The sequence below is a fragment of the Streptomyces sp. NPDC008092 genome (assembly GCF_042957285.1).
In the GTDB taxonomy this organism is placed as follows: domain Bacteria; phylum Actinomycetota; class Actinomycetes; order Streptomycetales; family Streptomycetaceae; genus Streptomyces.
In genome coordinates this window covers 225,992-247,865 of the sequence record NZ_JBIBHY010000008.1, presented here as the reverse complement: position 1 = coordinate 247,865, position 21,874 = coordinate 225,992, and the positions used below count along the sequence as shown (strand labels likewise).

Annotated in this window: 18 protein-coding genes; 9 read left to right on the top strand and 9 right to left on the bottom strand. The window is 72.5% G+C overall.

The features are described 5' to 3' along the window. The first annotated feature begins 116 nt into the window (after window positions 1-116). From ACFZB3_RS26640 to ACFZB3_RS26615, 6 genes are all read left to right on the top strand, one after another. Window positions 117-821: a cyclic nucleotide-binding domain-containing protein gene (locus tag ACFZB3_RS26640; protein WP_391379261.1), complete on the top strand. Its 705-nt coding sequence runs from the start codon at window positions 117-119 to the stop codon at window positions 819-821. A gap of 138 nt (window positions 822-959) precedes the next feature. Continuing rightward, a complete protein-coding gene (locus ACFZB3_RS26635) occupies window positions 960-1,727 on the top strand; it encodes a hypothetical protein (RefSeq protein ID WP_391379259.1) in 768 nt (255 codons plus the stop codon). Then, window positions 1,720-3,969: a hypothetical protein gene (locus tag ACFZB3_RS26630; RefSeq protein WP_391379257.1), complete on the top strand. Its 2,250-nt coding sequence runs from the start codon at window positions 1,720-1,722 to the stop codon at window positions 3,967-3,969. The genes ACFZB3_RS26635 and ACFZB3_RS26630 overlap by 8 nt, the downstream gene beginning before the upstream one ends. Then, window positions 3,966-5,033: a hypothetical protein gene (locus tag ACFZB3_RS26625; RefSeq protein WP_391379255.1), complete on the top strand. Its 1,068-nt coding sequence runs from the start codon at window positions 3,966-3,968 to the stop codon at window positions 5,031-5,033. The genes ACFZB3_RS26630 and ACFZB3_RS26625 overlap by 4 nt, the downstream gene beginning before the upstream one ends. Next, complete coding sequence (locus ACFZB3_RS26620; protein WP_391379252.1) at window positions 5,026-6,321, top strand: DUF4407 domain-containing protein; 1,296 nt, start codon at window positions 5,026-5,028, stop codon at window positions 6,319-6,321. Before ACFZB3_RS26625 ends, ACFZB3_RS26620 begins: the two co-directional genes overlap by 8 nt. A 104-nt stretch (window positions 6,322-6,425) precedes the next feature. Next, complete coding sequence (locus tag ACFZB3_RS26615; protein WP_391379249.1) at window positions 6,426-6,971, top strand: Pycsar system effector family protein; 546 nt, start codon at window positions 6,426-6,428, stop codon at window positions 6,969-6,971. A 42-nt stretch (window positions 6,972-7,013) separates the two neighbouring features. Here ACFZB3_RS26615 and ACFZB3_RS26610 read toward each other — a convergent pair whose 3' ends face one another. From ACFZB3_RS26610 to ACFZB3_RS26595, 4 genes are all read right to left on the bottom strand, one after another. Next, complete coding sequence (locus ACFZB3_RS26610) at window positions 7,014-8,246, bottom strand: cation:proton antiporter (protein ID WP_391379246.1); 1,233 nt, start codon at window positions 8,244-8,246, stop codon at window positions 7,014-7,016. 6 nt (window positions 8,247-8,252) lie between these two features. After that, window positions 8,253-8,738, bottom strand: coding sequence for a TrkA C-terminal domain-containing protein (locus ACFZB3_RS26605; RefSeq protein ID WP_391379243.1), 486 nt, complete (start codon window positions 8,736-8,738; stop codon window positions 8,253-8,255). A 124-nt stretch (window positions 8,739-8,862) separates the two neighbouring features. Then, window positions 8,863-9,231, bottom strand: coding sequence for a peptidoglycan-binding protein (locus tag ACFZB3_RS26600; RefSeq protein WP_391379241.1), 369 nt, complete (start codon window positions 9,229-9,231; stop codon window positions 8,863-8,865). Between the two features lie 83 nt (window positions 9,232-9,314). Continuing rightward, window positions 9,315-10,325 (bottom strand): TSUP family transporter, encoded by a 1,011-nt coding sequence (locus tag ACFZB3_RS26595; protein WP_391379240.1) that lies wholly within the window; start codon window positions 10,323-10,325, stop codon window positions 9,315-9,317. A 154-nt stretch (window positions 10,326-10,479) separates the two neighbouring features. On the opposite strand from ACFZB3_RS26595, the gene ACFZB3_RS26590 reads away from it, so the two are divergent. Together ACFZB3_RS26590 and ACFZB3_RS26585 are read left to right on the top strand one after the other, a co-directional pair. Beyond that, on the top strand, window positions 10,480-11,508 hold the full coding sequence (locus ACFZB3_RS26590) for an ATP-binding cassette domain-containing protein (protein ID WP_391379238.1): 1,029 nt from the start codon (window positions 10,480-10,482) through the stop codon (window positions 11,506-11,508). Further along, entirely contained in the window at window positions 11,505-12,299 is a 795-nt protein-coding gene (locus tag ACFZB3_RS26585; protein ID WP_391379235.1) for an ABC transporter permease, read from the top strand. The genes ACFZB3_RS26590 and ACFZB3_RS26585 overlap by 4 nt, the downstream gene beginning before the upstream one ends. Here the strand turns inward: ACFZB3_RS26585 and ACFZB3_RS26580 are convergent. The 3 genes from ACFZB3_RS26580 to ACFZB3_RS26570 form a co-directional block, all read right to left on the bottom strand. Next, window positions 12,277-15,474 carry a BTAD domain-containing putative transcriptional regulator gene (locus ACFZB3_RS26580; protein WP_391379234.1) on the bottom strand — a complete coding sequence of 1,066 codons (3,198 nt, stop codon included), beginning with the start codon at window positions 15,472-15,474 and terminating at the stop codon, window positions 12,277-12,279. The two genes, ACFZB3_RS26585 and ACFZB3_RS26580, sit on opposite strands and share 23 nt — an antisense overlap. Before the next feature lie 106 nt (window positions 15,475-15,580). Continuing rightward, window positions 15,581-17,248: an adenosine deaminase gene (locus tag ACFZB3_RS26575; protein ID WP_391379232.1), complete on the bottom strand. Its 1,668-nt coding sequence runs from the start codon at window positions 17,246-17,248 to the stop codon at window positions 15,581-15,583. A gap of 137 nt (window positions 17,249-17,385) precedes the next feature. Then, complete coding sequence (locus ACFZB3_RS26570) at window positions 17,386-18,651, bottom strand: permease (RefSeq protein WP_391379230.1); 1,266 nt, start codon at window positions 18,649-18,651, stop codon at window positions 17,386-17,388. Window positions 18,652-18,804: 153 nt separating this feature from the next. On the opposite strand from ACFZB3_RS26570, the gene ACFZB3_RS26565 reads away from it, so the two are divergent. Beyond that, window positions 18,805-19,500 carry a GNAT family N-acetyltransferase gene (locus tag ACFZB3_RS26565; protein ID WP_391379229.1) on the top strand — a complete coding sequence of 232 codons (696 nt, stop codon included), beginning with the start codon at window positions 18,805-18,807 and terminating at the stop codon, window positions 19,498-19,500. Here ACFZB3_RS26565 and ACFZB3_RS26560 read toward each other — a convergent pair. Both ACFZB3_RS26560 and ACFZB3_RS26555 read right to left on the bottom strand, forming a co-directional pair. Beyond that, window positions 19,489-20,148 carry a zinc ribbon domain-containing protein gene (locus ACFZB3_RS26560; RefSeq protein ID WP_391379228.1) on the bottom strand — a complete coding sequence of 220 codons (660 nt, stop codon included), beginning with the start codon at window positions 20,146-20,148 and terminating at the stop codon, window positions 19,489-19,491. The genes ACFZB3_RS26565 and ACFZB3_RS26560 overlap by 12 nt on opposite strands. A gap of 174 nt (window positions 20,149-20,322) precedes the next feature. Beyond that, window positions 20,323-21,678, bottom strand: a complete 1,356-nt coding sequence (locus tag ACFZB3_RS26555) for a beta-1,3-glucanase family protein (protein WP_391379227.1) — start codon at window positions 21,676-21,678, stop codon at window positions 20,323-20,325. Between the last annotated feature and the right edge of the window lie 196 nt (window positions 21,679-21,874).

Here is a 21,874-nt window from a genome sequence, read left to right as displayed (position 1 = left end):
GAGAAAAACAGGCCACATGATGTCATGTCTGTCGGCCGCAACACCCCTCGACGGCAGCATGGTCGGGCGCTTGAACGGGGCGCCGCGTCACGGAGTGGGATCGTCGGGGGTTGCTGGTGAATCACGCGTGGGCGCCGTCCACTTTTCTCGGCCGGTTACGGGACACGACACGTGCGGAACTGCTCGCGCAGGGCACTCCCATCACCTACCCGGCCCACCGAGTCCTGCTGCAACAGGGCGACGAGAGCCGCCACGTCCTGCTGATCACGAGCGGTGTCGTGAAGGTCGTGGCCAGCGCGGAGAGCGGTTACGACATGCTGCTCGCCGTCCGGATAGCGGGTGACCTGGTCGGTGAGATGGCGGCTTTCGAGGAGCGCCCCCGCTCCGGCACCGTCATCGCCTGCAGTGACGTGACCGCGCACATCGTCCAGGTGCGCACGCTGGAGACCTTCCTCAGCCGGCACCCTGACGCCATGCGGGCGATCCTCCACATGCTCTGCGCCCGGCTGCGCTGGGCCAACGGGCGCCGGATCGACTTCCAGGCCTACGACTCCCTGACCCGGCTGGCCAGGGTGCTGGCCGAGCTGAGCCGGGCCTACGCGCAGCCCACACCGGACGGCGACGGAAAGCGGTGCGATCTCGGGGTGACGCTCACCCAGACGGAACTCGCGTCACTGGCCGGCCTCCGGCTCACCACGGCCGAAAAGAATCTGGCGACTTTGACGGCTATGGGATTGGTGGAGCGCAGTTACCGCAACATAACCATCTGTGACGTTCCGAAACTGCTTGAATTCGCCAAAGTCGTTGCCGACAACCCGTAGTGGTACGGGATCACCTCGCGCTCTCTCTCCTAGCCTCTCGGACAGCACTTCGTGGGCAGTGTCCGCCCATGTCCTGCCCAGAGAGGAAATGATCGGGTGGCTGAGTGGCCCGGGTTCTATCCCTGTACATGCATAGCCGTGGACGCACAGGCCTACGGCAGCAAGAACGATCGCAATCAGTCCGAATTCCAGCACGACCTGCCGCGCCTGCTCGACCGCGCCGGGCAGCGCGCGGGCCTGGACCGCTCCGAGTGGCAGATCCAGCGCACCGGTGACGAACAGCTCGCGGTGCGCCCCCAGGACGGCAGCGAGCCGCGTCTGGTCGACGACTACGTCCGCCACCTCGCCGCCGAGCTGCGCCACCACAACGCCCAGCGGGTGCCTGAGGCCCGGATGCGGCTGCGCGCCGTGATCCACCAGGGGCTGGTGGAACTGGCCGAAAACGGCTTCGCGGGTTCGGCCGTGGTGGCCACGGCCCGTCTGCTGACCGCGCGCCCGCTCTACGACGCCCTGGTCGCGCACCCGGACGCGGACCTCGCGCTGCTGCTGTCCGACGACGTCTACCGGTCCGTGGTGGCCGGTGGCCACACCACCCTGACCACCGAGGACTTCACCCAGGTCACCGTCCGGGTGAAGGAGTACGAGGCCTCGGCCTGGCTGCGCGTGCCGACGCTCGGCACCACGGCCGCCGGTGCCTCGGAGGAACCCGGAACCGCGGGAACGGGGAAGCCCGCGGCTCCGGTGCCGGGGGAGCCCGCGGCGGACCGGCCCCGTCCGGCCGCCGCGGGCACGGCAGGCGCGGGCATCACGCACGAATACCGGGCGCACCAGGTCAACGTCACCAACGTGGCCGGCTCCGTGGACGCCCGGGGCGCGGTCTTCGGCTTCGGGAGCGCCGGTGGCTGACGTGTCCGACCCGGACGACGTTCTTGCCGGACCGCCCGTCGACGATGACGGCGCGGGCGGTACACCGGAAGCGGCGCAGGAGCCGCTCCGCCCGGCCCCCGGTGCGGACGACGCGGCTGCCGAGCGGCGCAGAGAGCAGGACGAGCGGGAGGAGGATGACCGCGGTTACGACGACCTGCGCCGCGTCCAGCAGCTCGTCAACAACAACTTCTACGGCGTCGTAGATGCCTCGGGGGCGGCGTTCGGCTTCGGTGCCGCAGCTGCCCCCGGCCTCGCACCCGGCACCGTCGAGCCCGAGGAGACGGACCGCGCCCTGCGGTTCTACGTCCCGCCGCAGCCCTGCTTCGACGACGCGCTCGGCACACTGCGCGAGAACGCCCTCGTGGTGCTGACCGGTCAGGACAACTGCGGCCGCGGCGCGGGCGCCCTCGCCCTGCTCAGGACGGTCCTCGGCGCGGAGGCCGGGCTGCGCAGCCTGTCGCCCGCAAACGCCCTCGCCGAGTTGGCCGCTTCACGCGAACTCAGGCCGGGGCAGGGGTACGTCATCCTCGACTACGTGGGCGAGCTGCGCCCCGAGGCCGTGCAGACGTACGAGATCGGGCGGCTGAGCGAGGAACTCGCCCGCAAGGGGTCGTACCTGGTGATCACGGCTGGTGACACGGCCCGCCGGCGGCTGGCGCTACGGGACCACTGCGTGCCGTGGCATGCCCCCGACCCCGGGGAGCTGTTCGAGCACTGCAGGGCGCTGCTGCCGCAAGTCGGCCTCGCGCCGGACACCGAGAAGGAACTGCTGGAGCGGGTCGGCGAACAGCGCCGGCCGGCGGACGTCGTCGCGGCCGCCCTGGCCCTGTCCGAGGGGGGCGCCGAGGCGGCGCTGGACATCCTGCGGGACCGGCACCGGGAGCAGGTCCGGGAGTGGTTCCGCGGGCGGCCGGACGCCGACGACCTGCTCGCGCTTGCGGCCCTGGCGTTCCTGGAGGGCATCCCCGAGCGGACGCTGGAGAAGGAGTGCGCTGCGCTCGCCGGCCATGTGCGCAACTGGGAGCAGAGCGGTGAGACGCCGGCCGCAGAGTCGGCCGGCCCGGCCGGGGCGCCGCCGACCGGCGCGGTGGCCCGGCAGTCCCGGGCCCGCTGGCGGGAACGCGCGGTGGGGCTCGTGACGACCGAGTTCCGGCTCAGACCGAGCCGGGGCGCCGGTCGCAGCGAGCGATGCCTGGTCTTCACCTCGCCACGGATCCGCGAGCTCGTCATCGCGGAGCTGTACGACCTCTACGGCTACGAACTCTGGTACCCGCTACGTCAGTGGCTGGGCGACCTGGCGCTGCGGGGCGACCTGGACACCCGGACCGAGGTCGCCCGGGGCGTCGCGCTCCTGGCCCGGTACGCGCTGGTCGAGGTCGACGAGAACCTGCTGACGGTGTGGTCCGACGGCATCACCAGCCAACGGGTGACCGCCGCGTTGACCCTCCAGTTCATGTGCGACGTCGAGCATCTCGCCCCGCAGGCCCTCAGCACCGTCGTCAGCTGGGTGGACAACCGGGGTGCCGGGCGCGCGGTGACGGCGGCCATGGCGCTGACCGGCAGGCTGGGCTCGCTCTACCGCCTGGAGACGCTCAACTGGCTGTGGTTCCTCACCAATCGCGGCGAACGGGTCGCGTTCTCGGCCCGCCGCTCCCTGGTCCTGCTGCTGCAGACCGCGGAAGCCGACCCCGAGCGGGCCCTGCTGATCCTCCGGTTCGTACGCACTGTCATCGCGAGGTCCGCGCCGGGCTCCCGGGAGCGTTCGATCGCCCTCAGGGCCGCCGTCCAGCTCCTGGAGGCGAGTCGGCTGGAGGCTGCCGAGCCCGTCACCGCCGCACTGCTGCGTACCGTCCCGGACAGCGTCCGGCATCTCGGATCGCTGTGGGCGGACGTTCTGCACAGCAGCAACCGGAGCCGGGCGGTCACCGCGCTGTGCCGGACTCTGGTGCAGCTGAGGGACGACCCGTCCGTCACCGGTGCCGTACGCGAACTCGGCGAAGCCATGCGCAACACCATGACCGCGCGCCAGTGGGCGGCACTCGGCCGCCACCTGTCCATCGCGTTGCGCCACCCCGACTATGCGATCCCGGGTGCCCACCAACTGGCGCAGGTGCTCATCGGCTCACTGCGCGGCCGGACCCCGGGTGATTCCCGGCGCGCCACCGCGCCCCTCACGTCAACCGATCCCCTTTCTTACGCTCAAGGAGGCCGAAGCAAGTGAACTACCCGGTCATAGCCGAGCACATCCTGGCCACGGTCCAGGGCACCTGGTGGTCTCGGCGCCGCCGCCGCGACAACGTGCCACCGCTGCCGCCGGGCGCGGTTCACGTCTTCAGGGTCGGCGGGAACTACCGCACTTTCCCCGAGGGCATGGTTTTCGACCCGTCCCACCCGGACGTGCTCGACGCCTCCTCCGTCAGCATCGTCGACACCCGGGCCCGCCTGGTCGACGTTGAGCGCCCGCTGCCCTCGGTCAGCGAGGCGGACAACTTCACGATGCGGGCTTCCTTCACCTGCCAGGTGACCGACCCGACCGTCATCGCCCGGCAGGGCATCATCGACGTCACCGTCCCGCTGCGCGCCTATCTGATGGGGGACAGCGACCTCCCGAGAGTGAGCGCCGGGCACCGCGTGGAGGAGATCAACGCAGTGCGCGCCGAGGCCGGCCACCGGATGACCGCCTACAGTGCCATCGTGCCGCCGCGGGTCGCGGGCATGAGCGTCGAGTTCGTCAACGCCGAGGTGTACGCCTCGGACGAGCTGCGGGACTGGGAACAGAAGCTCCGCGACGAGCGGCGTTCTTGGGAACTACGCAAGGGGCAGCGCGACTTCGAGGCGCAGGACGCCCGCCGGATCGCGGAACTGCTCTCCCAGGGATCCGACCACGTGGACGCCTTCGGCATTGCTCGTCAGGAGATCGACGTCACGGAGGCGGCGGCCCGCATCCACCGGGCCACCGCGGAGGAGTCGGCCCGCCGTCACCAGGCAGAGGCGGAGGAGCGGGCCCACGCGCGGTTGCTGGAGACGACGGACGCGCAGCTCCGCCGCGAGATGCTGCTGACCCTGCTGCGGCAGTCGGCCGGCAGCGAGTACGTCGACTACCACCAGATGCTGGACCAGGTCCTGCGGGAGATGGGCGGCCAGGCCGCACCCGGCGTCGGAGCCGCCACGGACACCACCCGCATGGTCGAGTCGGGCCAGACACGCTCCGGCCGCCCGGCAGCGGGCCGGGAACGCGACCCGCAGGGGGGTTTCGTCAAGGACGAGGACGATCTCGTTGACTGACTTTCCGACGAACCGCATCGGCTCCGACGCCGCACGCGGGCTGCGTACCCTGACCGGTGTCGACGAGGAACTGCTGTCCAGAGTCCGGTACGAGCGGAGCAAGTACACGGCACTGGGCGGGGTGGTGCTCGGCACCGCCGTCATCGCGGCGTTCTCCATGTGGAACTTCGCGACGGAGGCGCTCGGCAGGATTTCCGTAGTGGCCCTGCTGCCGACGGTCATCTGGATGCTGTTCGTGCTCAACCTGGACCGCTGGCTGGTCACACCGCAGCCGAACGCACGGCGTCGGCTCGGCCCCCTCCTGATGCGTCTGCTGGTCGCGCTGATGCTCGGCGCGGTGATCGCCGAGCCGCTGGTGCTGCGCATCTTCCAGACCGCCATTGAGGAACGCGTCCAGGACGAACGCACCGACACCGTCGACGAGTTGCGTACGAACCTGGTGCGCTGCAACCCCGTGCCGTCCACCACGCGGACGGGCGCTCCTGAGGGCTGTGGCACGAGGTACGTCCTCTCCTTCCGGGCGACGCCCGGCGACCGGGTCGACGAACTGACCGCCCTGCGCTCGGACGCCGCCACCCTGCAGAAGCGGGTGGACCAGGACACCACCAGGCTGGAGGCGATCGACTCCGAGGTACGGGACGAGTGCCGACGGCTGGTCCGGATTGCCGCGACCGGCTTGTACCAGCGGACGTCCGAATGCCTGCGGCTGCGCGCCAAAGCACAGGACTACCGGACCACCCACCGCACTGCCCAGAACGAACAGCGGCTCGCCGGCATGAACACCCGCATCTCGAAGATCGAGACCCAACTGACCTCTTCCCGGGGCGCATTCCTCAAGGCGCGGGCCGACGCAATCGCGCAGCGGCTGGCCGAGGAGCGCGCCAAGCAGAAGGAGATCGGGGTCCTCGAACGCATCCGGGCGCTCGACGAACTCGCGAGCGGGAACCCGGTGCTGTTCGTGGGCATCTGGCTGGTCCGTCTGCTGTTCGTCCTCCTCGACGTGCTTCCCGTGCTGGTGAAGTACCTGTCCGGCGAGACCGCGTACGACCGGATGCTCACCGGCGAGAGCAACAGCGCGGTCAAGATCCACGGTGAACAGGTGCGGCTCGCCGAGCGCCGGGCACTCGCGGACCTGGAGATCGCCCAGGACGCCATCGAACAGGAGGTCCGTCGTCACCGCGCCGAGTCGGAGGCGGCCCTCCGGGAACACACGGCGGCGATGAACATCAGGGTCCGCCAGGCGGTGAACGCGCTGGAGGACGAGATCCGCCGCTCGTCGACGGTCTGACGCACCCGCATCAGGCACCCGGCACCACGGCCGCCCCGCCCATCGGGGTGGCCGTGGTGCCGGTGGAACAGACAGAACGGGACAGACTGAACTGGAGGGGGACCATGACCACATCCGCAGGCGGCAGCACCGGCCCGGACCCGGACACCGGCACCGTGACCACCGACCGCGGGGCACAACTCGCCAGGGTCCTGCTGTCCGAGGCACGTGAGGAACTCGTACGGGCCGACAACAAGGCAGGCCTGCTCCTGGCGTCCCTGGGCGCGGCCCTGACCGCTCTGCTGGGCGCGATCGGCAGCGGCATCATCGCCCCACGCCTCTACCCGGTCGTCCCCCAGCTGCTCATCTGGGTGGGCTCCGCCGCCTGCGTACCGGCACTCGTGCTGCTGGGCCTGGCCGTGGCCCCACGGCTCGGAAGTCCCCGCTACGCCCGTACCCACTACTTCGGCGATGTGCGGCTGGCGAGGTCCGCGACCCACCTGGAACTGACCGTCCGCCGCACCGACCCCCTCTCCCGGGACCTGACCCAACTGGCGGCCCTGTCCCGGATCACCTGGACCAAGTACCGCTGCATACGCCTGGCGCTGGCCTGGGGTACGGCCTTCTTCACGCTCACCCTGCTGGGGGTAGTGGCCGGGGCGTCGACCTAGTCGTCTCAGTCGGTTCAGGGGCGGAAGACCGCATGTCCCGGGTCACGTCCGGCCGACCGTGTCCTGGTCGTCGACCGGGGCGGCCGGGGCTGGTATGGGGAGGGGCTGTGCGGTTCTGGTGCGGGCGGTGAGGCGGCGGGCCAGTGGCTCGGTGTAGCGGGCGGTGAGGGGGCCGACGATGACGAGGATCAGGACGTAGGCCGTGGCCAGGGGGCCCAGGGAGGGTTCGATGCCGGCCGTGACGGCGAGGCCCGCGATGACGATGGAGAATTCGCCCCGGGCGACCAGGGTGCCGCCGGCCCGCCAGCGGCCCTTGGCGGAGATCCCGGCGCGTTTCGCCGCCCAGTAACCGGTGGCGATCTTCGTGAACGAGGTGACGACCGCCAGGGCGAGCGCGGGCAGCAGCACCGGCGGGATGCTCGACGGGTCGGTGTGCAGGCCGAAGAAGACGAAGAAGACGGCCGCGAACAGGTCCCGGAGGGGAGCGAGGAGGTGGTGGGCGCCCTCGGCCACTTCGCCGGAGAGCGCTATGCCGACCAGGAACGCGCCCACCGCCGCGGAGACCTGGAGTTTCTGCGCGATGCCCGCGACCAGCAGGGTCAGGCCCAGCACCACCAGGAGCAGCTTCTCCGAGTCGTCGCTGGAGACGAAGCGGGAGATGTGCCTGCCGTAGCGGACGGCGATCAGCAGGACCAGTCCGGCGACCCCGAGGGCGACCGCCAGGGTGAGGCTGCCCGCCGCCAGGCCGACGCCGGCCAGCAGCGCGGTGATGATCGGCAGGTAGACGGCCATGGAGAGGTCTTCGAGGACCAGGATGCTCAGGATCACCGGGGTCTCCCGGTTGCCGAGCCGCCCCAGGTCGCCGAGGACCTTCGCGATCACCCCGGAGGAGGAGATCCAGGTGACGCCGGCCAGCACCACGGCCGCCACCGGGCCCCAGCCCAGCAGCAGGGCCATCGCGGCGCCGGGCAGCGCGTTCAGCGCGGCGTCCACCAGGCCCGCCGGGTACTGGGTCTTGAGGTTGGAGACGAGGTCGCTGGCGGTGTACTCCAGGCCCAGCATGAGGAGCAGCAGTACGACGCCGATCTCGGCGCCGATCGCGACGAACTCCTCGCTGGTGCCGAGCGGGTAGAGCCCGCCCTCGCCGAAGGCGAGCCCGGCCAGCAGGTAGAGGGGTATGGGCGAGAAGCGGAGGCGTCCGGCGAGCCGGCCCAGCAGGCCGAGGCCGAGGATGATCGCACCGAACTCGATCAGGAACACGGAGGAGTCGTGCACGACGGCTCACTCCCGCCCGAGTATGGAGGCGGCCGCGTCGACGCCCTCACGGGTGCCGATGACGATGAGCGTGTCGCCGCCCGCGAGGCGGAAACCGGGCGTGGGGGAGGGCACCGCCTCGGCGCGGCGCAGCACGGCGACGATGGACACCCCCGTCTCGGTCCGCATCCGCGTCTCGCCGAGCAGCCGGCCGTTCCAGTACGAGGTGGCGGAGAGCTCGATCCGCTCGGCCACCAGCCCCAGGCCGGTGGTGGACAGCAGGTTCGGGCTGTGGTGCGTCGGCATCAGCGCGTCGATGAGCGCCGCGGTCTCGCCCGAGGACAGCCGCAGGGACAGGGCGCAGGCGTCGGGGTCGTCCCGGTGGTAGGCGCTCAGGATCCGTGAACCGTCCCGGTGCGCGACCACGGACACCCGGTCCTGCTCCCGCGTGGTGAGGTCGTAACGGACCCCGATTCCCGGCAACGGCGTCCTGCTCAGGCGTGGAGCCCCCAAGGCTGTCTCCCCTGTCTCGTCGTGTCGTCCCGCTGGTTTTTTGCGTGTTCTTTAACAACACCCTACGGGAGAGGGGGAGAGACGCGGGGCGGTGGCGGGAGCGGGCGGGGGCGGGGGCGGCGGCTCAGGTCGGGTAGGGGACGTAGCAGTCCAGGGCCGGGTGGTAGAGCACGTGCCACGTGCGGCCCTCGACGACGCCGCTCGCCGGCAGGCCGTGGCAGGTCTGGATCCACTCGATCTTCCTCTGCAGGGCCGTGCCGTAGACCCCGTCCGGGGTGACTTTGGGCGGCTGCCCGCCCCACGCGTTGCTGAGGCACTGCGCCTGGCTGACCGCGGCTCCGGTGTCGCCGTACGCGAGCGTCGGCTGGTAGCCCGGTGTCACGTACGAGCAGCTCTGGCCGGGGGTGGCCGCCGCGGTGTGGGGCAGCGCCGGGCCCAGGGCGACGGCCGCGCCCAGTGCCGCGGCCGAGGTGAGCAGTCGGTTCCGTCTCATGCCCGCTCCTTAAGGGGGCGACTCGACTTCTGCCCATGGTCGCGCGGGAGCGGTGACCCCCGCGAGTCGGGAGCCGCCCCTGGTCACCTGCGGCCCGGGACGCCCGCCATCTCCGCCGCGCCCGCCGCGTCCGCCGTGTCTGTCGCGTCTGCCGTGTCTGTCGCGTTTGCCGTGTCCGTCGTGGCGGAGCGTACCGAGCGCCGGTCGCGTACGGCGGTGACCGCGCCGAGCAGGGCCATGGCCAGGCAGCCGAACAGGATGACGGTGGACGACGCCTTCAGCATCGAAAGCCCGGAGCCGGTGAGCAGCACGACCAGCGCCCAGCGCACCGCGGAGCCCGAGACCCGGGTGGAGACGAGGGAGCCGAGGACGACGCCGGGGACGGCACCGATCAGCAGCGTCGCCGCGAGCCCCAGGTCGGCGTCGCCGACGAGCAGGTGGCCCAGGGCGGCCGCGGCCACCATGGGGATCGCCTGCACCAGGTCCGTGCCGACGAGGTGGTTCGCCCTGAGCCGCGGGTGGGCCAGCATCAGCATCACGATGATCAGGGAGCCCGAGCCGACCGAGGTCATCCCGACGATCACCCCGCCCACCAGCCCGATGAGCAGCGTGGCCACCGGCCGTACGGGGACCCGGGCGTCCTCCCCGGACGCCCCGGACGCCCCGGACGCCCCGGACTCCCCGGCCGCGGCGGCCGCGGCGGTGCGGCGGCGGTCGAGCCACATGCGGGCGAGCATGCCGACGACGGCGAGCATCAGCGCCGTACCGACGACGTACTTGACGCGCTGCTCCAGGTCGTCGCCGTCGCCGAGCGCCCGGAGCAGGAACACCCCGCCGAAGGCGGCCGGGACGGCGGTCGGCAGCAGCCAGCGCACGATGTCCCAGCGCACGGTCCCGGCCCGCTGGTGGACCAGCGCGCCGAACGGCTTCATGAACACGGACGCGGCCAGGTCGCTGCCGATGGCCGCGGTGGGATTCACCCCGAACACCATCACCATGATCGGCGTCATGAGCGCTCCGCCGCCCATGCCGGTGAGCCCTACGGCGAAGCCGACCAGGGCTCCCGCGATGACGATCGGAACGGTGGAATCCATGGTGGGGGACCTTAACCACCATTCCTATGGGAAATGTATGGAAGGTCGGCGGAGGCCGCCGGTTTCAGTGCCCCGAGGCCGGCCCGCACGGTTTCGGCCCGGCTGAAACCGGGCTGAAGCCGCGCTGAACCGCCGCGGCCGCACGCTCTGCGGCATGACGACGAACGAACACGAGCAAGGACGCGAACTCGCGATCGCGGCCACCGGGCTGCGCAAGGCCTACGGGGACAAGACCGTCCTCGACGGCATCGACATCCGGGTGCCCGCCGGCACGGTCTTCTCCCTCCTCGGGCCGAACGGCGCCGGCAAGACCACGGCGGTCAACATCCTGTCCACCCTGATCTCCGCCGACGGCGGCGAGGCCCGGATCGCCGGGCACGACCTGACCGCCGCGGCCCAGCGGGTCCGGGCCGCCATCGGGGTCACCGGCCAGTTCTCCGCCGTGGACGGACTGATCACCGGCGAGGAGAACATGCTCCTCATGGCCGACCTGCACCACCTCTCCAAGCAGGAGGGGCGGCGGGTCACCGCCGAACTGCTGGAACGCTTCGACCTCACCGAGGCCGCGCAGAAGCCCGCCTCCACCTACTCCGGCGGCATGAAGCGCCGCCTCGACATCGCCATGACCCTGGTCGGCAGCCCGCGGATCATCTTCCTCGACGAGCCGACCACCGGACTCGACCCGCGCTCCCGGCACACCATGTGGCAGATCATCCGGGAGCTGGTCTCCGGCGGCACCACCGTCTTCCTCACCACCCAGTACCTGGACGAGGCCGACCAGCTCGCCGACCGCATCGCGGTGCTCGACGGCGGCAGGATCGTCGCCGAGGGCAGCGCCGAGGAGCTGAAGCGGCTGGTGCCCGGCGGTCACGTACGGCTGCGGTTCTCCGACCCGGTGGCGTACGAGCAGGCGGCGACCGCGCTCCGCGAGGCCACCCGCGACGACGAGGCCCTGACCCTGCAGATCCCGAGCGGCGGCAGCCAGCGCGAGCTGCGCGCCATCCTCGACTGGCTCGACGCCGCCGGCATCGAGGCCGACGAGCTCTCCGTGCACACCCCGGACCTGGACGACGTGTTCTTCGCCCTGACCGGCAACCCCGCGGCTTCGACCGACGACCCCGCAGCCCCGACCGGCAACCCCGCAGCCCCGACCGACGACACCGCCAAGGAGACCGTCCGATGAGCACCGCTTCCTACGCCCTCCGCGACAACCTGACCATGCTGCGGCGCAACCTCCTGCACGCCCGCCGCTACCCCTCCCTCACCCTGAACCTCCTGCTCACCCCGGTCATCCTGCTGCTGCTCTTCGTCTACGTCTTCGGCAACGTGATGAGCGCCGGCATCACCGGCGGCCACGCCGACCGGTCCGAGTACGTCGCCTACCTCGTCCCCGGCATCCTCTTCCTGACCGTGGCCATGACCTCGCTCGGCACCGCGGTGGCCGTGTGCACCGACATGACCGAGGGCATCATGGCCCGCTTCCGCACCATGGCGATCTCCCGTGCCTCGGTGCTGATCGGACACGTGGTCGGCAGTGTGATCCAGACGATGATGGCTCTGGTCGTGGTCCTGGGCATCGGATTCGCCATCGGGTTCCGGACCGACGCCTCGCCGGTGGAGTGGATCGCGGCGGCCGGGCTGCTGGCCCTGGTCAGCCTGTCGCTCACCTGGCTCGCGGTCGGCATCGGTCTGATCAGCCCCAACCCCGAAGGCGCCAGCAACATCGGCACCCCGCTGGTGATGCTGCCCTTCCTGTCCAGCGCGTTCGTGCCGGTGGACGCCATGCCGGGCTGGTTCCGCTGGTTCGCCGAGTACCAGCCCTTCTCGCCCTTCATCGAGACCCTGCGCGGTCTGCTGCTGGGCAGCGGGATCGGCACGACGAACGCGGTGCTCGCCCTCGGCTGGGGCCTCGGGCTGACCGTGCTCGGCTACCTGTGGTCCAAGGCCCGGTTCAGCCGTGAGCCCCGGCAGTGACCTCGTGCAGCGCCTGCCGGGCCGCCGCCCGCACCTGATCCCGCCCCAGGGCCGCGTACCCCGACCTCGCGTCGGCGTACGCGGCCCGGTCCGCGTTCTCGGCCGCCTCCCGGGACCGGGCCGAGGAGAGCGTGGGCAGGTCCCGCATCACCGGCAGCACCTCCGCCAGCGCCAGCAGCCGGACCGCCGCCGTGTCGCCCCGGGCCAGCCCGGCGTGGCCGAGGGCCAGCAGCACCGAGCCGTACACCGGCAGTTCCAGCAGGTCCCCGGCACCGGAAGCGGCGCCGGACACCATCCCGAGCAGCCGTTCCCGCAGGTGCCCGGCGAGCTCGGCCACCGGCTCCAGCCGGCCGTGCTGCGCGTGCGCGGCGAGCGCGGCCGCCTGCACCTGGAGCGACCAGGAGTCCAGGAACGGGTCGTCCGGGGCCAGCGCACCGGCCTCCCGGATCCCGGCCGCCGCCTGCCGCCACAGGCCGAGGCCGACCTCGGTCAGCCCCCGGGCCAGCGCTATCTCCGCCCGGGCCTGCAGCAGTTCGGGGCTGAAGGCCTGCGCGGAGTCCGGCTGCCGGTCCGGGGCGGCGCGGCCCAGCCAGTACTCCGCCTCCTCGATCTCCCCGCGCTGCAGACAGGCGGACACCAGCCCGTAGCGGACGCCGATCGCGTCCGACCAGGTACCGGCCCCACTGAGCGCGTCGGCGGCCCGGAGATGGTCGTACGCCTCCGTGCCGCGCTCGGTCTTGAGGCACAGCTCGCCGATCCGCCCGTGGGCGAGCAGCGTCGTGATCGGATTGCCGAGCGGTCCCACCGCGGCGAGCATCCGGCGGGCGTACCGCAGCGCGCGTTCCGTCTCGTGCGCGGACTCCCACAGGTAGCTGGCGACGCCCGCCGCGAGGCCGGCCAGCAGCGGCTCGCGAGCCTCGCACAGCTCCTCCAGCCGCGCGTACTCGGGCGGGCGCATGTCCGGGACGGCGCACAGCACGGCGGCCAGCGCCCGCGGCACGGTGTCCGCCGGGGCGGGCGGCAGCCGGCGCAGCGTGACGAGCTGGCGTACGGCGTGCGGGCCGTAGCCCATGAAGAGGCCGGCCGCGCACACCGCCGCCGCGCTCCGGGCGGTCTCCACGTCCTCGGGGTGCCCGGGGCCCGGGCGGAAGTGGGACAGCGGGCCGCCGGTCTCGGCGGCGAGGGTGACGAACCGGGTGTAGCTGTTGCCGACCGACCACAGGGAGGCCAGTACGGCGGTGACGGCGGCGACAGCCGGCCCGTCGGCGCGGGCCAGGGCGTACCGCAGCGCGAGGACCAGGTTGTCCTGCTCGGCGCGGACGCGCTCGAAGCAGGCCGGTGCGTCGGTGCCGTACATCCCGGCGTGGTGGGCCCGGCCGAAGTCCCGGGCCCAGGCGAGGAACCGGCCCGTCACGTTCTCGTCCTCGCCCGCCTCCGCGCGGCGGGCGGCGCCGAACTCCCGCAGCGTCTCCAGCATGTGGAAACGCACCCCGGCGGCGCTCTCGCCCACCTTGACCAGGGACTGCCCGGCCAGCGCCTCCAGCAGCTCCATCGCGTCCCCGCCGTCGCCACCGGGGCCGCCGTCGCCGCCGGGTCCGCCGAGCACGTACTCCGCCGCGTCCGCGTCGAAGCCTCCCGGGAACACCGACAGCGCGCGCAGGGCCGCCCGTCCCTCCGGCTCCAGCAGGTTCCAGCTCCACTCGACCACGGCCCGCAGCGTGCGGTGCCGTTCGGGGGCGTCCCGGGCGCCGCCGCGCAGCAGCGCGAAGCGGTCCCGCAGCCGGTGCGCGATGTCGGCCACGGAGAGCACCCGGACCCGGGCCGCCGCCAGCTCCACGGCCAGCGGCAGCCCGTCCAGGTGCCGGCAGATCTCGGCGACCCGGTCCGCGGGCAGCTCCACGCCGGGCCGGGCGGCCCGCGCCCGCTGCCCGAAGAGCTCGACGGCGGTCGCCAGGGACAGCTCCGGCAGGGCGTACACGGACTCCGAGGTCAGCCCGAGCGGAGCCCGGCTGGTGGCCAGCACCCGCAGCTCCTTCGACCGGGACACCAGCGCCTGTACGAGAGCGGAGGCGCCGGCGATCACGTGCTCGCAGTTGTCGAGGACCAGCAGCGCGGGGCCCGGCCCCAGCGCGGCGACGATCCCGCTCACCGCGTCCTTCCCACCGCCCGGCAGCTGGCGGCCGTCGCCGCCGCCGACGGCCGAGGCGACCTCGTCGGCCACGTCCTCGTCGGTGACACCGGCCAGGGCGACGAAGTGGACCACGGGCTGTTCGGCCGCCCGGCTCACCGCGTGCGAGAGCCGGGTCTTGCCGAGCCCGCCGGGGCCGACGACGGTGACCACCCGGGCGCCGCGCAGCAGCCCGGCCACCGCGGCGACGTCGGCGTCCCGGCCCAGCAACGGGTTCGGCTCGTGCGGCACCCCGTGCCGGACCGGCGCCGCGTCCGCGCTCAGCAACTCCTGGTGTACGGCCCTGAGTTGCGGCCCCGGGTCGCTGCCCAGCTCGTCCCGCAGCCGGCGCCGGTAGCCGTCGTACCGGGTCAGCGCCGCCGCCCGCCCGGCACCGGCTGCCTCGCAGCGCAGCAGCTCCGCCAGCACCTCCTCGTCACGGGGCAGCTCCCGGTTCAGCCCGGCCAGCGGCGCGGTGGCCTCCGCCCGCCGTCCCAGCCGGGCGAGCGCGAGGGCGTGCGAGCGCACCAGCGCCCGGTACGCCCGCAGCCGCTCGGCCCGCAGCGCCGCCACCGGGTCGTGCAGCTCCTCGTCCGCGCCGGCGCCCACGCTCCCGTCCCACAGCGCCAGCCCCGCCTCGGCCCGCGCCAGGGCGCCCTCGTGGTCCCCGGCCCGGGCCCGCTCGGCGGCCGCCGCCTCGTGCACCAGCAGGGCGGAACTGTCGACCGCCATCTCCTCCAGCCCCAGCCGGTACCCCGTCGGCGTGCTCAGGATCAGCTCGGCGCCCAGCTGCGACCTGAGCCGGGACACCAGGATCTGCACCGCCTTGCCCGGCCGCTCCGGCAACTCGTCCGGCCACAGCCCCTCCACCAGCCGCCCGGTACTGCAGCCGGTCCGCAGCTCCGCCGCGAGCAGCGCCAGCAGCCCGCGCAGCCGCGGCGCGGTGACCTCCCGCCCACGACAGGCGACTCGGGGCAGGAGGGTGAGCTCGGGGGTGTCGGTGGTCACCCGTGCAGACTAAGGGGGCCCGGCAGCGCCCCGTCAGGGGCGCGGGGAACTGCGCGACCGGCCACGACGGTGCCGCAGTCGACACACGGCCCATCGCGGCCCGCTTTCAAGGCCGCGCGGCCGCCCGACCGAAGGTCCGCTCGAAGGACACGGAGGCCGCTTCCTCGCGCCACTGGACAGCGGCCTTCGGGCTCGCGTCCAGCAGGGCCCGGCACTCCGCGCCCTCCGGGCGCCCGCTCCCGGGCAGCTGCCCGGCGCACGCGGTGACCGGACGGTAGCCGTCCCGGGTGGGGTTGCCCAGCCACAGGCTCTGGCCGGGCAGGAAGGCGTACTGGAGGGAGGCCCGCGCCAGGTCCTTGAGCTCCGGGTACGTCAGGCCGTAGGTCTCGGCGGCGTACTGGTACTCGTGGCTGATGTCGGTGCGGGAGACGCCGGGGTCGTCGGTGGCGAGGACGACCGGCACCCCGTACGCCCGGTAGGTGTCGAAGGGATGGGCGGCGCCGCGCACGCCGAGGATCTGGGCGTTGCTGGTGAAGGGCACCTCGACGGCGGTCTGCCGGGCGGCCATCGTCCGGGCCGTCCGCTGCCAGTCGTCCTCGTGGCGGAGGTCGACGCCGTGGCCGACGCGCTCGGCGCCGGCGATGTCCACGGCCTCCCGGACGTGGAACCGCAGGTCCTCGGGGTCGACCAGGCCGGGCCGCAATTCGCCCGCGTGCAGGGTGACATGGGCGGCCGGGTAGACCGTGTGCAGGAACCTCACCATGCGCATCTGCACGGTGTAGTCGGCAAGCGCGACGGGCCCGTCCTCGGGCTGCACGAGGTTGACGGCGAGGAAGCGGGGGTCGGCCTCGGCGAGCCGCATGCCGAGGGCCAGCTCGGTGAAGACGCGTGCGCGGGACTCGCCGCGGAAGGCCTGGTAGACGTAGCGCACGGTGAGCCGGCAGCCGGGGCGGGGCCGGTCGGTGCCGCAGCGCGCGGCGGCCCGGAACCCGGCCTCGGCGTCGTCCGTCGCCCTGCGCGCCTCGGCGACCACCGCGTCGAGCCGGCCGCCCGCCACCAGCTTCGCGTACAGCTCGGGGAGGTCGGGGTCCCAGCCGACCTCGTCGGCCAGCTGCTCGGCGCGGTCGGAGGCCGGGTTGACCATGGTCTCCAGATAGAACTGGTGCTGCGCCGCGACCGAGTCGGCGACCTCGGCGAGCACCTTGCCCGGGTGCAGCGCCGGCACCAGCCCGAACTTGTCGAACGTGGCGAAGAAGTGGTCGTGGCCGATCCGGTCCGGCGGGAACCCGTACATCGACCAGGCCCGCAGGATCGCCTCGCGGAAGTCACGGTCGCCGCGGGCGTCGGCGGCCGGCCGGGTGCCGGGGCCGCACGGCGGTACGACGGCGGTCAGGGTCGCCGTGTCGATGCACAGCCCGTCCCCGGCGGCGAGCGCGATCAGGTACTCGGTCCTGACCGCACCGAAGAGGTGGTTGTGCAGGTCACCGCCCTTGGGCAGCCTCACGAAGAACCTGCGCAGGGCCCGGGGGTCCGCGGCCGCCAGGTAAGCGTCCGTGCGGGCCTCGGCGTCCGTCAAGGGGCGTGGGGCGGCGTGGGGTTGGGGGAGCGCGGTCGCGGGTGGTGCGGCCGAGAGGCCGGTCAGCAGGCAGCAGCAGAGCAGGGTCAGGGCCGCGGCGAGGGCGGGGGCGAGGGCGGGGCGCGGGGAGGCGGCGGCGACGGCGGGCGCCGTGCGGCGTGGGCGGCCGGCGGTGCGAGCGCCGTCGTAGGTCGTCACGAACCGATGATCATCAAGTCGGCCCGGCCGCGCCCGCACAGCCACGCGGCACATACCCCAGAGCCACCCGAGCGGGCGCAGCACCGGGTGGTCCGCCGTGACGACGTACTTCCCCGGCCCCGCAGTCCGCGTCCGCCTCACCGAGGGTGGTCGCCGTGCATGTGCTCGTGACCGGAGCCGGAGCCGGAGCCGTGTTCATGTCCGTGTCCGTGCCCGTGCCCGTGCTCGTGCTCGTGTCCGTGTCCCTGCTCCTCCTCCTGCTCATGGCCGTCGTCCGGCGAGCCCCCCATCATCCGCAGCATCGCCGGACCGCCGGTGCGCAGGAACCGTACGACCAGCGCGGCGGCCAGCAGCAGGAAGGCGATGTTGAGGTACGTGGTGTAGTTCCAGCTGATCCCTTCGTCGGGGATCTTCGCGTCGGCCTGGTCGGGGATCAGCCCGAGGCCCCCGAAGACGAGTTCCACCGCATAGCCGGCCACCACCATCGAGACGTAGAAGGTGCCCAGCAGGAAGGCGGCCATCCGCGGGCCGTAGTACTTCCGGTAGATGTTGAGGATCGGCAGGATCAGCAGGTCGGCGTAGATGAAGGCGATGACGCCGCCGAAACTGATGCCGCCCTTCCAGAGCACCACGGCCAGCGGCACGTTGCCGATGGAGCAGACGAACGACACGATGGCCACCACAGGACCGATCAGCGGCCCGGTCACCTTGGCCGCGAGCGGATGGCCGGCCAGGAAGAAGCTCTGCCAGAAGTCGTCCGGCACCCAGGCGGCGATCGCCCCGGCGATCAGCAGCCCCGCCACCAGGTCGCGCAGGATCGCCGCCCACTCCATGACGAAGATGTGGGAGACGGACGTGAACCCGTTCCGGGAGAACAGCCGGCGCGCGAAACCGCCCTCGCCGCCCACGGACATGTCCATCGCCGCATGCCCCTCCATGGAGCCCGCCAGCCCGCGGTCGGCCTGCTCCCGCGCCCGGCGCAGCAGCCGCTCGCGCAGCAGCACGCGGAAGAGCACCGCGAGGACGACGATCATGATCGGGCCGCCGACGAACTCCGCGGCGGTGAACTGCCACCCCATCAGCAGGGCCAGGATCACGCCCAGTTCGATCACGAGGTTGGTGGAGGCGATCTCGAACGCCATGGCCGCGGTGAAGTCCGCGCCCTTGCGGAAGAGGGAGCGGGCGAGCGCGACGGCGGCATAGGAACAGGACGAGGAGGCGGCGCCGAACCCCGCGGACAGCGCGAGCGTACGGGGCCGGTCGTCGCCGAGCAGCCGTACGACCGTCTCCCGGCGCACCACGGCCTGCACGACCGCGGAGAGCGTGAAGCCGAGGATCAGCGCCCAGGTGATCTCCCAGGTCATCGACCCGGCGATGGAGAGCGCGTGCCCGATCGCATGCATGGTGTCCGCCCTTCGGAGCTGACCGCGACCATCCGAACGCTCCGTTTATATACCCCTGGAGGGTATGCGGGCCAGTGGTGCCACGGCATCCGGGTGGTGACGCGGCGGCGGTAGACTCCGCCTCGGTCACGAGGGTCCTGAGGGGGGAGCCGCATGGTCTGGTCACGGTTGCGCCGCGGGCGGACGGCCGCTCCGAGGCTCCCGCTGCCGGGCCCGTGCTGGCGCCGGCGGCACACCCTGCGCACGGAGCGGCTCCTGCTGTACACCCCGGAGACGAGGCTGGACCTCACCGCCGCCGTGGCCGCCGGCTCGGACCCGGCGGCCCAGCGGTGGCTCGCCTGGAACGACGAGAGGGTCATCGCCGACGCGGGCGTCCGGGAGGGCCTGCTCCGGCTGCGTCCCGGTGACGCGGAGACCATGCGGGCGTCCCGGCTCTTCACGAACCTGCTGAACCGGCCCTATGAACCCGACCCGGACGAGGCGGTGTTGCTGATCGGCGTACGCGCGGACACCGGCACGTACGCCGGGGTCGTGATGATGCACCCCGGCACCGGTGAGATCGACGGATGGACGGCACCCGAGGCGCGCGGCCTCGGGCTCGGCACGGAGATGTTCCGGGCCGCCGTGGTCCTCGGCCACGCCCACCTGGGGCTGCCGACGGTGCTGGCGGGGCTCGAACCCGCCAACACCGCCTGCGCCCGGGCCCTGGCGAAGGCCGGCTTCGTGGCGGCCGAGGGACCGCCACGCCACACCCATCCGAACGGCAGTGAGGTCGACGCCCGCTGGCTCCGGCACACGGTGACCGCCCCGCTCACCCGCTGCCCCGGTGCCGCCCCGCTACCTGCGTGAACCGCACCCCGGGCAGAAGGCCGCCCCGTCCGGCACCACCGCGGAACAGGAGGAACACCGCTCCGACTGGGCCAGGTGGTAGCCGCAGCCCGAGCAGAAGGCGGCGCCGTGCGTCTCGGTCCGGCACTGCGGGCAGACCAACTGGCGGGGCGTGCTGGGGTCGTAGCCCTGCCCGGCCTGCTGCCCGGCCGCGTACGCCCGCTGCGAGGCCATGTCGTTGAGGCCGCGCTGCTGGGCCGCCATCGCCTCGGCGGCCGTGTCCGGGGCGCACCGCAGACACAGGCCCTGGGCCGCGTTCCAGCAGCGGCCGCACACGTAGTCGGTGCAGCGCGCGCAGCGGTTGAAGTGCCCCTGCGCGTTGTCGATCGCCCGCTGGAACGCCTCGTCGCGGGCGCGCCCGTAGCCGGCCCCCGCCAGCCCCTCGGCGGCCGACGACAGCCCGGTCCCGGTACGGCCGAGCATCCCCCACGCCACGTCGACCCCCTTGCGGACCCAGGTGGCGGCCCGCTCCCCGGTGTACGGCTCGAACGGCGAGCGCCAGGTGTCGTAGCAGCGCGAGCAGGAGAACTCGAACTGGAACCCGGCACCGGTCCCGTTCCGCTCGCACAGGTCCCGGTAGTTGTTGCTGAAGTAGATCTCGGCGCTCATGTGGTCCCCCCACAGGTCAGGCCATCGGCACACATGCCGTACGACGCAGGGGAAACGGTACTGGTTCTGGCCAGAGCAGCCGAGTTCAGGCCAAGGCCCGAGACGGCTGCCCCGGGCCACGGCCCTGCTCGTCGGGACCGGTCTGTCCCTGCTCGTCGGGACCGGCCGGATCGGCTACCAGCCGACGGCCACCAGGAGCCACTGCGGGTTGGCGTGGGAGATGAAGGAGGACTGGCCCGCCACGTCGTCGTAGGGGAAGCCGTAGGCGAGGTGGTTGATGGCGTTGTCGTGCCAGAACTTGGCGTAGTAGTTCGCCGGTGCCGCCGTGTAGAACTGGGCCGGGTCGGACTGCTGGGAGGCCGGCAGGGTCGCGACGTGCCGGTTGAGGGCGGCGCACGTGTTCGGGTCGGAGGCCAGGGAGGCCGCGCAGCCGAAGATGTCGGAGGTGGCCGCGTTCACCCCCACCGACTGGGCGTACGAGGTGAAGTAGTTCGCGTTGGCGCCGCCCGCGCGGAAGCTCGGGTCGCTGCCGGGCGCGATGATCCGGTACGGGGCCTGGGTCTGGGCCAGCACGTCGAACTGGGACGGCACCGCGTCGACGAACCGCTGGAACGTGGTGGCGCGGTCCTCGGCGAAGGTCTGCCGGTTCTCGCCGACCTCGACGTCGTAACCGTCCTTGGAGTGCAGCCGCATGGCCAGTTTCAGGCCGAAGGCGTCGACCCGGGTGGTGTTGCCGTTGAAGACGTTGTTCCCGACGGTGAACTCGATGAAGTCGTAGTACGCGCCGGTGGGCGAGCCGAGGTAGAAGTACATGCGGCCCGCGGAGTTGGCCGGCATGTCGAGGTAGGGCTGCTCGGCGATGGAGTGCGTCTGGCCGTTGAAGCTCCAGTACACCTGGCTGTCGGGGTACTTGCCGTTGGTGCGGTTGAGGATCTTCACCTCGACGGCGTTGTTCGCGGCGGGGATGTCGGCGGTGCTGCCCCAGAAGGCGTCGGGCGGGGTGGTGGACCCGGGGCCGTAGACCTGGAACTCCCACAGCGAGTAGCCGTACGGGGTGCCCCGCACGGTGCCGTAGAGGCGGACGTAGCGCCCGCTGCCGGTGACGGCGAGGCTCTGGGTGCCGCCGGTGGCGGTGGTCGTCGAGTAGACGGTGGTCCAGGTGGCGGCGTCGGTGGAGGTCTGGATCTGGAAGGCCTTCGCGTAGGCGGCCTCCCAGTTCAGGGTGACGCTGCTGAGCTGCTGGACGGAGCCGAGGTCGACCTGCAGCCACTGCGGGTCGGCGAAGGCCGAGGACCAGCGGGTGCCGGTGTTGCCGTCGACCGCCGCGCTCGCGGGGAAGGACGCGTTCTCGGTCGAGGAGGCGGTGGCGGGCCTGCCCTGGGACAGCAACTGGTCGGCCGCGTACGCGGGCGACGGGGCGAGGACCGCGAAGAAGGCGGCGATCAGGGCGACGACCAGGCCGAGCGCCAGGCGCGGGCGTAAGGCGGCGGCCGGGGGTCTGCGGGTGGGTGCGCCGACGGAACTCTGCATGCGAAGTCTCCTCAGGCCGGTTCGGCGTGCGTGGGGATGGAGCAACGGCAGACGTGAGAGCGCTCCCTCGGGTTGTAGACCCGCCCCTGCCCGCCGTCAACAACTGAAGCCGAAATCGGTCGGGTTGCGGCCCTGCGGCCGACACGCTGCTGATCCCGGCCCCGGCATCGCGCACCCGCCGGCCGTCGCATTCGGT

Excerpts from the sequence above, each read along its gene's own strand:
- ACFZB3_RS26615 (WP_391379249.1), top strand. The coding sequence starts at position 6,426 with ATGACCACATCCGCAGGCGGCAGCACCGGCCCGGACCCGGACACCGGC.
- ACFZB3_RS26600 (WP_391379241.1), bottom strand. The coding sequence starts at position 9,231 with ATGAGACGGAACCGACTGCTCACCTCGGCCGCGGCACTGGGCGCGGCC.
- ACFZB3_RS26595 (WP_391379240.1), bottom strand. The coding sequence starts at position 10,325 with ATGGATTCCACCGTTCCGATCGTCATCGCGGGAGCCCTGGTCGGCTTC.
- ACFZB3_RS26590 (WP_391379238.1), top strand. The coding sequence starts at position 10,480 with ATGACGACGAACGAACACGAGCAAGGACGCGAACTCGCGATCGCGGCC.
- ACFZB3_RS26585 (WP_391379235.1), top strand. The coding sequence starts at position 11,505 with ATGAGCACCGCTTCCTACGCCCTCCGCGACAACCTGACCATGCTGCGG.
- ACFZB3_RS26570 (WP_391379230.1), bottom strand. The coding sequence starts at position 18,651 with ATGCATGCGATCGGGCACGCGCTCTCCATCGCCGGGTCGATGACCTGG.
- ACFZB3_RS26565 (WP_391379229.1), top strand. The coding sequence starts at position 18,805 with ATGGTCTGGTCACGGTTGCGCCGCGGGCGGACGGCCGCTCCGAGGCTC.
- ACFZB3_RS26560 (WP_391379228.1), bottom strand. The coding sequence starts at position 20,148 with ATGAGCGCCGAGATCTACTTCAGCAACAACTACCGGGACCTGTGCGAG.
- ACFZB3_RS26555 (WP_391379227.1), bottom strand. The coding sequence starts at position 21,678 with ATGCAGAGTTCCGTCGGCGCACCCACCCGCAGACCCCCGGCCGCCGCC.